Origin of the sequence: uncultured Aliivibrio sp. (assembly GCF_946479765.1) — a bacterium.
Classification (GTDB): domain Bacteria; phylum Pseudomonadota; class Gammaproteobacteria; order Enterobacterales; family Vibrionaceae; genus Aliivibrio.
The window spans coordinates 1-10,790 of sequence record NZ_CAMLHO010000065.1 but is presented as its reverse complement, the minus strand read 5'-3'; the positions used below and the strand labels follow the sequence as shown (position 1 = coordinate 10,790).

The 10,790-nt window shown below is 34.4% G+C and carries 8 protein-coding genes; 5 read left to right on the top strand and 3 right to left on the bottom strand.

Features of this window, described 5'->3' with window-relative positions; translation table 11 throughout:
- Nucleotides 1-46: 46 nt before the first annotated feature.
- Entirely contained in the window at nucleotides 47-1,087 is a 1,041-nt protein-coding gene (locus Q1K78_RS15765) for an LruC domain-containing protein (RefSeq protein WP_300181011.1), read from the top strand.
- Between the two features lie 14 nt (nucleotides 1,088-1,101).
- Nucleotides 1,102-1,566: a hypothetical protein gene (locus Q1K78_RS15760; protein WP_300181008.1), complete on the top strand. Its 465-nt coding sequence runs from the start codon at nucleotides 1,102-1,104 to the stop codon at nucleotides 1,564-1,566.
- A 76-nt stretch (nucleotides 1,567-1,642) separates the two neighbouring features.
- Here the strand turns inward: Q1K78_RS15760 and Q1K78_RS15755 are convergent, their stop codons facing one another.
- Entirely contained in the window at nucleotides 1,643-3,361 is a 1,719-nt protein-coding gene (locus Q1K78_RS15755; protein WP_300181005.1) for a response regulator, read from the bottom strand.
- A 10-nt stretch (nucleotides 3,362-3,371) separates the two neighbouring features.
- Nucleotides 3,372-6,065 carry an ATP-binding protein gene (locus tag Q1K78_RS15750; RefSeq protein WP_300181002.1) on the bottom strand — a complete coding sequence of 898 codons (2,694 nt, stop codon included), beginning with the start codon at nucleotides 6,063-6,065 and terminating at the stop codon, nucleotides 3,372-3,374.
- Between the two features lie 444 nt (nucleotides 6,066-6,509).
- Here Q1K78_RS15750 and Q1K78_RS15745 point away from each other — a divergent pair, with 444 nt between their 5' ends.
- Entirely contained in the window at nucleotides 6,510-7,385 is an 876-nt protein-coding gene (locus Q1K78_RS15745) for a sigma-70 family RNA polymerase sigma factor (RefSeq protein WP_300180999.1), read from the top strand.
- A gap of 29 nt (nucleotides 7,386-7,414) precedes the next feature.
- Nucleotides 7,415-9,016 (top strand): GGDEF domain-containing phosphodiesterase, encoded by a 1,602-nt coding sequence (locus tag Q1K78_RS15740; RefSeq protein WP_300180996.1) that lies wholly within the window; start codon nucleotides 7,415-7,417, stop codon nucleotides 9,014-9,016.
- 64 nt (nucleotides 9,017-9,080) lie between these two features.
- Here Q1K78_RS15740 and Q1K78_RS15735 read toward each other — a convergent pair whose 3' ends face one another.
- Nucleotides 9,081-9,410 carry an Hpt domain-containing protein gene (locus Q1K78_RS15735; RefSeq protein ID WP_300180994.1) on the bottom strand — a complete coding sequence of 110 codons (330 nt, stop codon included), beginning with the start codon at nucleotides 9,408-9,410 and terminating at the stop codon, nucleotides 9,081-9,083.
- Nucleotides 9,411-9,651: 241 nt separating this feature from the next.
- On the opposite strand from Q1K78_RS15735, the gene Q1K78_RS15730 reads away from it, so the two are divergent.
- Complete coding sequence (locus Q1K78_RS15730) at nucleotides 9,652-10,551, top strand: diguanylate cyclase (protein ID WP_300180991.1); 900 nt, start codon at nucleotides 9,652-9,654, stop codon at nucleotides 10,549-10,551.
- Nucleotides 10,552-10,790 lie beyond the last annotated feature (239 nt).

Below are 10,790 nucleotides of genomic sequence, written 5' to 3'. Positions count from 1 at the left end.
AAATTATATCCCGAAATATTAGGAATCTCTGCGTAAATAACATGCGTTGACCCTGGGTGACTTTGCTGATGAGTCGGAGAAAATTATTACCGATAGAGCGTTAGTAGCAGGCAGTAATACTATCATTATTACGGTGCCATTTGGTGCAACGGTAGGTGAGACTTGGTCGAGATTCCGTTTTAGTCAACAAACTGGATTAGCGTATTACGGTGGTTCGACGTCAGGTGAAGTCGAAGATCATGTTGTTACCATTGTGGATGCAAATACAACACAACGTCATTTTCCATCAGCGACGGGTTACGTTACGTTGGCTTATGAAGATAACTGGCCTGAAACCGCTGATTACGATATGAATGATTTAGTTTTAAGATATCGCATTACTGAAGTATTAAAAAATGGCGAAGTGGCGAAAGTGACCATCAGTGGTAAGTTAGCAGCGGTTGGTGCAAGTTATCATAGTGGCTTTGCTGTTAGGTTGGAAAGTATTATTGCTGGTGATATTGACGCAACTAAAACACGTTTATATTACAACTCCGTACTTCAAAGTGGTTCTTCACAAGAAGCGGGTATGAGTGAAGCAAGTTTCATCTTAATTAATGATGCCATTGATGTATCGAGCTATGAGTGTTACTACTTCCGAACTAAAAATGGTTGTCGAGAAGACATCGGGTTAGAGTTTGAACTTCAATTTAGTTTAACGACACCAGTCACAACCGAAAATATGCCAGCAATGCCATATGACCCATTCTTATTTGCAACCCCTGGTTATTACCACGGTCCTGTTTTTGCTCAAGCTCCTGGACGAACTTACGAGATACATCTAGCAGATCAAGCACCAACAGAGCAGTTTAATACGGAATTTTATCAACTTGCTCAAGATACCAGCGACCCAAGTACGTCTCGATATTTTAAAACAGTAAATAATATGCCGTGGGCGTTGCTTATTTACGATGAATGGCAATGGCCAAGAGAGTATGTTGATTTGACTACAGCGTACCCTGATTTTGCAGATTACACGCTTTCTGGTGGTACGACACATACTGATTGGTATGACATTAATAGCGCAACAACCAATAAATATTATTAAGAGAGGACGTTATTATGAAAAAGGTAATTATTGTAACTATGGCGTCGTTGTTCTTAATGGCTTGTGGCGGAGAATCTGGCTCTGGTGGCTCAAGTTCAGGGGATTCTGGCGGAGGAAATGCTTCACCAGCGGTGATTGATCAACCTGAACCGATTAAAACTCAAGATTTAGTTGCACCGGATGGTTTTTCATTTAATCCCGTTACTGCTCAATCATTAACGATTAATCTTAGTGGGACATTAGCACCGAGAACGCACTTGTCTATTTATTCAGAATATAAAGAAGGTCAAAATGGATCGTTTATAGTCAATTATGACAGCAAAGTGATTGATAGTGCGGTAGTTAATGGACATTTATTTATTGAGTTTTCTTTAGCACAAAGCCAATCGACTATTGTGGCTGAGATATGGTCATACGATGGTAGTGAGCCTCTGCAACGAAAATTTGAAATAGACAATAATACACTGGTGTGGGAATAGTTTACTCACCGTTAATAGCTCCCTTTTCTTCGTGAATATATCCACAAGAAAAGGGTTCTTTTTCTTAGTTATTTATTTACTTACTTAACTGAGGAGTGATCATGGCAGGATCTTTATTTAGTATTTTATGGGGCTGTATTACATCGGTACTCTTTTCTTCAATAAATCCAAGGTGGGAGTGTAAAGAATGGAGCAATATGTCCCTTCTTTGGATTAAGTTTATAGATAATGGCATATCTTGGATTAATGCCACCATCATACTTACTTTACTTGGGTTATCTAAACTTAACGCTAAGTAGCATTCTAATAACCCGATGCAGAGTTCTGAGGAGTAAGGGTAATTGTGTTGAACTTCTTGGTATAGTGAAAGTGCTTTTTTAGGATCAGAATGTTGTAATTGATTTGCTTGTATGAGTATTTGAGACAATTGTGCCATAGAGGCTTTTAGGTGATTATCATTTTTTAACATTTGTAGACTATCAAGACAGTACTGATTAAAATAATGCTTTGTTTTTATTACTGAATTCACTTTTTCAAGCAACCAAATTTCACAAAAAAAGGTTAATAAATAGAGTAGATCAACAAGAACCACCGAGTTAAGTTGATGTAAATTATCAAAAAATGGTTGGATAATTTTTAATGCCTGTCGTTTGGCTTTAATGATATCTCCGTTTTCAATTAATCGTCTGCATTCACTGAAACTAAAAATAATGCTTAACTGTTTTTTCTGTATTTTGGTTAGTCGATATTCTGAACGACGGACAAAGTTTTTCTGCTCAAGAATTAATTGTTTTTTATCACTTTCCGATTGGCAGTTTTGAATATAATCATCGTAATAGCTAAAGCATTCAGCCACATAAGCACACCAATTTTGGTCGGCAACGGGAAGGTGATTGGCAAGCAAATGAGAGGCTTTAAGAAAGTGCATTTTGTCGTTACAGCCAAGAGCAAGGCGTAATACGATTAAAGCCCTTGATGGAACGCTTGGGGTGAGGTCTAAAGCCTTATTTGCAGACAGTAATGCATCTTCATAGCGGTATTGTTTATCCTGTATTTCTACTAGAAAATCAAAACCAGCCGCAAATAAAGGGTATTTTTGGCAGAAATGTTCAGCCTCTACAATGGTATTTTCAGGTGAGCTTAGATTAAGTTCATGATCGAGCTTTAATTTGGTGAGAATATAATTTCGTCTCGTTGAAAATTCTGGTTGTTGACAAAGATGAAGGAGCTCTTCTTTATTATTAGGTATGAAGAGATCAAATATGATCTGATCAAGTTCATCAATGTTTTTATGTTTGGCTAGAGAAATGGCTTTCTCTTTAATTCTGCTGGTTTCTTTGTTTATTTTAAGATGGTGTAGCATTTTAAATATCTGGAATTCTTGGAAAGCGTGACTCATTTTGTTGCTAAGAACAGATTTACTGATTGGTTTACAAAGGTAGTCACCATTGCCTTTAGATAACGTACTAAGAACTGTTTGTATTGTATTATCACCTGAAATCGTGATGACTCGGGTATAAGGTTGAATAAACCCTTTTTCTTTTAGTAGATTATAAAGCTCTGAACCGTTCAGGATCTGTTCTAAGTGGTAATCAATAAAGAGAAGAGAATAATGTTGTTTTGAACAGAGTTTTATCGCTTGTTGATAAGAGGTGACGTGATCAACAGAAGTAAACCCTAATTGAAAAAGAAGCTTAGATAGATATAAAGAAGACACTTGGCAGTCATCAACAATTAATATGTTGAAATGCTTATTCTCTTTGCTTGTGAGTGTTTTTTTCTCTAACGCATTCATTATGGTAACCCTACTTTACTTTTATGATTTTTTCTAACAAGGTTTCTTGCTTGAATGGTTTTGCCACATAATCATCCATCCCTGATTCGTAGCACTTTGAAATATCTTGATCAAGTACACTCGCGGTCAATGCTATAATAGGGATCTTATTCCTATTTTGTGATTTCTCAACTTGACGAATTTCTTTAGTGGCTGAAAAACCATCTTTAATTGGCATCATACAATCCATTAAAATTAGATGATAAGCGTCGCTTTCTGTAAATTTATCAATTGCTTCTTGTCCATTATTAGCGATATCAAAAGTGTAGCCTGATTTACTTAAAAACAGAGAGGCAACCTTTTGATTTACTAAATTATCTTCCACAATAAGAATATGTTCTTTTGGTGTATTGTTATCTTTTATAGTAGTGGTTGAATTGTTGACGTGCGTTGCGCGTTCGATGTTATTTGCCATCGCAGTGTTTCGCATTGTTGATGGAAGATTTGAATGGAAAGCCAACGAGTTCATTAGCGTTTTGGTAAAGCGATATCCCAGCAATGGGAAGGTAATTAAACCATCTATGATTGATTCAAAATTAGTGGCTCTATTTTTGTGTTTCTGAATTAATACGATTGATGCTTCTTTATGCTGTCGTCGAAGTAGAGATAGGGCATTTTTACAGTTCAAGTCCATACCATCATCAATACAATAGAGCACAAGAACCTTTTCATCTTCTAGCAGGATAATGTCATCGAGAGAATCTACAGTGATGAAAGCGGACAGTTTTTGATAGTGCAATTCTTTAACTATGTCTTCTTCAAAACTGCATTGATTACCCATAAGAATAATAGGAGTATGTATAAGTTGTCGAGGAGTGGTTATCTCATCATTAATCCATTCTGTTTCAATGCAAAAAGAGAAACAGCTGCCTTTATTTTTTTCAGAAGAGAGTGTCAGTTCTCCCCCCATAAGTTCAATAAGATGTCGGGCAATGGCTAAACCAAGTCCTGTGCCTCCGTATTGTCGAGTAATCGAACTGTCTTCTTGAGTGAAAGGTTCAAAGATACTTTCTTGCGCTTTTTTATCAATCCCTATACCTGAATCAGAAACGGAGAGCGTGAGGACCCCCTTATTATCAGAATTAGGGACAAATTCAGCGGTTATTGTGACATGTCCTTGTGGCGTAAACTTAATTGCATTAGAGGTTAAGTTCATTAATATTTGTCTGATCCTGTGATCATCCAACATCAAATAAGACGGGAGATTAGGAGGCAACTGAATATTGAGGTCTAGATTTTTTTCTGTTGCTTTTGATACCCCTATCGACACAGTATCGAAAATGAGCTCTCTTAGGTTGGTACTGTGTCGATGAAGAGTCAAATTCCCCGCTTCAATTTTTGAGATATCTAAGATGTCATTAATTAAGATTAATAAGGTTTGAGAGGACGTGTCTACCGTATTTAAGTAATCGTGTTGAATAGGAGAGAGCTTTGTTTCTGCAAGAATGCCAGACATACCAATAATACCATTCAATGGGGTTCTGATCTCATGAGACATATTTGCTAAAAAGGTACTTTTTGCTAGGTTCGCTTGTTCTGCTTCTTCTTTTGCGGCAATGATTTTTTCTTCATTCATTGCTCTTTCTGAAATCAAGGTATTGAGATTTTCAGAAAATAAAGCAAGCTCATCTTTTCCATCAACTTTGATTTGAATACTGTAATCGTGGTTTCTTTCAATTAAGGCCATTGAGTTTGTAATGGTGCTTAAATAAGAAATGATGCGTTTTGATAATGAAATTCCCAAGTAGGAAATGGTCAGTAATGAAAGCAGTAAAAAACCTATGGATAATACAATGGTGTAATGGATTGTTTGTAACTGGTTTTTAATATCAATTTTAAGATCACTGGTTAATGTGTTGGTCATTGATTGAATAAGCAGAAGGCGATGATGCAGCGCTTGGGTTCCTGAATTCATTTTTTTAATTGAATAATCAGCGGCTTTATCTTTAATAACGTCTTGGCGAAACTGCATACTTAGCGCAAAACTATCATTAGTGAATGTTGTTAATAGTAGATCAATATCTGAGGGCGCGGCATCCATTGATATAAACTGATTAATGTATAACTCTTGACGGTAAAAGAGTGAATTTAGTTCATCGTGATACTGCTTGTTTGCTGTATTTACATCAAGATTAATGTACCAGTTTTCTTCAGTTGCCCAGTAATTTAACCATTGAAGCCGTAAAATAATATGTTGTTTTTGATTAATTACTTCTGATGGGGTTTGTAAACTATTGGCGTTTTCTAAGACGTAGACTTCATTTAATACGTCTGATACCCAAAGAGACCATTCTTCAATATCATTAGCAGAGAAAGCATTGATCTCTGAGTTAACCTCAATAAGTGTATTGATTGAATTATATAATTCAGGTTTATCTTCTTTGTTAACTTGCGATAGCAATAAATTTAGTGTGATTTTTGATGATGATTTTTCAACATCGTTGTTATTTGAATAGAGCGCATTTAAACGTAGGTTATGCATTGCAGCAATGTAGCTAGATAGCGTTTTATTGAAAGCGAGTTGTTGATTAAGTGAGTTAATCGTTTGTAGGTAATGCAATTGTGTTTGAATTTCTTTAGCTGACAATCCACACAAGATAAGTAAAGGAAGAAAAACCAATGTGAGTAATCTGGATTTGACTGAAAATCGATTCATTAATGACATAAAAACAATCCTTGTTGGAAAAAGCCACATAGATTGACCTATATTACGAGCATAGGATATTAAATATAAAAGGGTAATTCTTTGTGTGAAAAATACACACTGATTAATGTGATTTTATCTCTAATTGTATTGTCTTCTTTATATCTAGCTTAGGTGTCGAGTGTTTATTATCAACTTTATGTTTTTTAATAGTTATTTTCATAGTATTTAATTCATTACGGTAATTATTGATAATATTGTTTATTTTCCATGTCAATATATTGTCGTCTTATTTTTGATAATGAATCGCAAATAATCGTGATGAATAGCTCATAACTTTCATTTAGCACGTAATTTAATTGTTACGGTATTGTGTGCCAATCGTAATTGAACCATAATTCATTCATACCTCTGAATATACAGATGGATGAGTTGAATTCAGTTTGCTAGCTAAAAGGATATGTTATGACTAGTTTAAATAAAGAGAAGAATGACAATGTAAGTTTAGATGCATATTCATTGTATTTGAAAGAAATTAATAGATATCAACTTTTGACGGCAAAAGAAGAGGTTAGCTATAGTCGTTCTTATAAAACGGGTTGCATGAAATCAAGAGATGTATTGATAGAATCAAATTTAAGGCTTGTTGTTAAAATTGCCAATAAATATAGAAATAGGAATCAAACTGAATTAGCACCGTTAGATATCATTGAAGAAGGGAATTTAGGGTTAATGAAAGCGATTGATAAGTTTGATCCCGAATTAGGTTATCGATTTTCAACTTATGCGGTGTGGTGGATAAAAGAATCAATAGAGAGCGCTTTGTTTAACCATTCAAGAACAGTACGACTCCCTGTACATATCACGAAAGAACTTAATGTATATTTAAGAGCTGCGCGCGAATTAACTAAATCACTTAAAAAAGAACCTTCGATCAGTGAAATTTCCCTATATTGTGAAAAAGATGAAGTTAAAGTGAATAAAATTATGGGGTTAGTTCCTTCCGCTTTGACCTTTCGCTCTGCATTAATTGAGGATAAATCATCAATATTGGTTGATCTATGCATCAATGACCACGAAAAAGACCCAGATGAATGCTTATCTAAAGCTAACTTAGAAGAGAATTTATCATATTGGATCAATTCTTTACAAGGGAGAGAGAAGCAGATAATTATCAATCGTTATGGTCTGTTTGGAAGTGAAATTCAAACATTAGAAGCCTTGGGTTACGATCTTGATTTGTCAAAAGAACGTGTGAGACAAATACAATCAGAAACACTGATTAAGCTAAATACTATATTTGCAACTAATAAATTAACGTTAGACGCGGTATTAGGATAGAGTAAAGTCTTAAATTTGAGGTGATTTATATGGATATAAATATAATATTTAAGATTTTAACCGTGTTTAACGTTCTAGCATTGATTTATTCTGCCTATCTTATAAATGGTATAAGTGTTTATAATTCGATACGAATGAAAATATATTTTTTTATAGTGTTTATTACGTATGCTGTTGTTTTTTTATATACAGAAAGCCATCTTTTAAGTCATGGATTTATTGATGATTCTGATACTATTACTTTGATTATATCAACTATGGCGACTCAAACATTAATGATGGCATTATGGATAATTAGTCGTTTACAGAAACGTTCTTTGTTGATGAAAAACATTCATAGTAATAATGAATTATTAATTGGTAGAAACCAAAATGTTACTTATGTAAAGGTAGTATCAAATAAAATAAAATTAGGAGTGCCATTTAGCATCGTTAAAGTTAAGTTCAGTAACCATAAAAAACTAATGGATATATCGACAAGTAAATTGTTTAGTAAAGTGGTATCACATGCTTTACTTATGTTAAAAAAAAGCCTAAAAAATAAACATTTAGAATTTTTCTATGATAACAATGGAATTATCATTATTAGTTATTCTACGGATAAAGAAGAGATAACCGATATTGCTAGTACAATACACGATGTATTGATAGAACCAATATTAATGCGAGACCAGAACTACCTTCTCCAGCCAGTCATGGGCTGTGTTATATGTACACCTAACTTAGACAGTGAAGAGGAAGTAATTAAACAGGTTGATATTGCTTGCTATAAAGCAAAGAAATTAGGCTTGATCATCGATTTTTATCGTAGTACTTATACTAAGTCTCTTCATGAAGAAATTGCTATCCTCAATAAATTAATCTATGCCATTCCTCATAATGAATTTGAATTATATTACCAACCTATAGTAAATAGTATTGATAAAACCCTTCATGGATATGAAGCCCTAATACGTTGGCCGCAAGGTGACGGGACCATGATCCCGCCGGATAAATTTATTAAAATTGCAGAAGATAATAATTATATTAAAGGGATAACCCGTTGGGTGGTAAATCAGGTAACTAATGATATTGCTGGCTTTAAAAGAGAAAATTTACATCCGCAAGTTCATATCAATGTATCTACATTAGATCTTCATGATGACGACCTTTACGATCAATTATTCAGTCTAGTGTGTAGTCAGAAATTGTACCCATCAGATGTGATTTTGGAAGTGACAGAGAGTGCGTTAATGACAGATGTTGATTCTGCCTACCTCATGCTCTCAAAATTATCTGAACTTGGTTTTTATATCAGTATTGATGATTTTGGTACGGGTTACTCTTCATTATCACTTCTTAGAGTCCTTTCATTTAATCAAATAAAAATTGATCAGTCTTTTATACGTAACATGTCTATTGGTAACAGTGATTATGCGATAGTTGCTTCGACCATTTATCTTGCACATAGCTTAGGTTGTAATGTGGTTGCCGAAGGTGTTGAAGATGAGTATTTATTTGATGAACTTAGAGAACTTGGTTGTGATTATATTCAAGGATATTACATGAGTAAACCGCAAGCGTTTACTGACATTGTTCATTGGTCATTAAAGAGAATGGAAAGAACAAAACTATCAGCAATAGCTGTGTAGTTATTAATGCCATTCAATAGATGATTCGACAATTCGTCGTTAGCCACGTTTATTTAGAATTATTCTAACTAGATAGATGGTTTTCCATTTGCTCTTTAATTTTTTTTAATCCGTCAATAACCGCATTAACGGTATTTTTATCCGGCTTATTTTCCGTTTTTGCTGCAGCTTCAATTTCTTTAATTGCAAATAAGATGTCCATCTCACACAAGTTCCCTAGTGCGCCTGAAAGAGTATGAGCGGTATGAAATAATGCAGATAAGTTATTGGTTTCATATTGTTCTAATATGGTGTCGTCTATTATGGTATTCTCAGCAAGATAAAGTTCAAATAATTGTTGAGTTATCTCTTTATCTCCGCCAAACATTTCTTCTAGCATATCTATATTAATCACAACTACTAACCTATTAATTCTATAAATATTATTACTATAGGATAGTAGTTTTTGTTATCAACATAAATACCCAACTTTTTTTTTGATTTTCTTTTCTATGATGAATTTTAATGGATAGAAATGCTCATCTAAACCCTTTAGACGTGAAGTCCTTCAAGAAAAAATAGCGAAACTTCAGTTAATCTATAAAGGTCGATAGAAGAAATACCTATATGGATGTAGGTAATACAATAGGAAATATATGCTCATAGAACAAAAAATACTAATTGTTGAAGATGAACCAGTGAGTCGTCAGATCTTACAGCATCTATTGAAGCCATTAACCTCCATTCTAACCAAAAATGGGGTGGAAGCGCTTGATGTGATTCATCGTGAGAATATAGATTTGGTTTTATTAGATATTCATATGCCAATGATGGGTGGCTTTGAGGTTATTGAAAGATTAAAAAATAACGATAAGACAAAAGATATCCCTATTATTGTTATTACGGTTAATCACTCAACAGAAGATGAAATTCGAGCGTTAGATCTTGGTGCGGTTGATTTTATTACTAAGCCCTTTAATGCGGTTATTTTGCAAAAACGGGTACGTAACCAGTTAAGGTTAAAACTAAAATCTGATTTACTTGAGCAGCACGCCTCTTTAGATGGATTAACTAACCTACTAAATCGACGTATGTTCGATTCTGATTTAGAAACTAAATGGGCAGAAGGTAAACGGTTAGGGTTACACGTTGGACTTATTATGTTTGATATTGACCATTTCAAACAATTTAATGATAACTATGGGCATTCGGCAGGTGATGAGGTCTTGGTTCGTGTATCGAAAGCGTTAATGAAGTCACTCCAAAGACAAACTGACCGGGTGTATAGATATGGGGGAGAAGAGTTTACCCTTATTCAGTTTGATACTGATATTGAGCAGTTAAAGCAGACGGCAGAGTTACTTCGTCAGTGTATTTATGATTTAGATATTATCCATGAGTATTCATCTCATAAGAAAGTAAGCATTAGTGTAGGTGTTGCTTTAGTTGATAGTAAGAAAGAATACTCAGAATATTCCTTATTACAAACCGCAGATAAAGAATTATATAAAGCAAAAGGTAAAGGACGTAACTGCATTTCATCAATAACTGTTTGATTGCTGACGTTTATTCACTCGTTTGTGATAAAAATCAACCAATTAGATTTACTTTTAAGCAAATAAACATTTTTTTGCAAAAAAGACTTGCGCCTGATCTCATTTTCTCTATAATGCGCGACATCACTTGATGAAGCAGACGTTTCAGATAGAGTCCCGTGGAGGGATGGCAGAGTGGTCGAATGCACCGGTCTTGAAAACCGGCAACCGTTAATAGCGGTTCTAGGGTTCAAATCCCT

Coding starts and splice junctions, on each gene's coding strand:
- Q1K78_RS15760 (WP_300181008.1), top strand. CDS start 1,102: ATGAAAAAGGTAATTATTGTAACTATGGCGTCGTTGTTCTTAATGGCT.
- Q1K78_RS15755 (WP_300181005.1), bottom strand. CDS start 3,361: ATGAATGCGTTAGAGAAAAAAACACTCACAAGCAAAGAGAATAAGCAT.
- Q1K78_RS15750 (WP_300181002.1), bottom strand. CDS start 6,065: ATGTCATTAATGAATCGATTTTCAGTCAAATCCAGATTACTCACATTG.
- Q1K78_RS15745 (WP_300180999.1), top strand. CDS start 6,510: ATGACTAGTTTAAATAAAGAGAAGAATGACAATGTAAGTTTAGATGCA.
- Q1K78_RS15740 (WP_300180996.1), top strand. CDS start 7,415: ATGGATATAAATATAATATTTAAGATTTTAACCGTGTTTAACGTTCTA.
- Q1K78_RS15730 (WP_300180991.1), top strand. CDS start 9,652: ATGCTCATAGAACAAAAAATACTAATTGTTGAAGATGAACCAGTGAGT.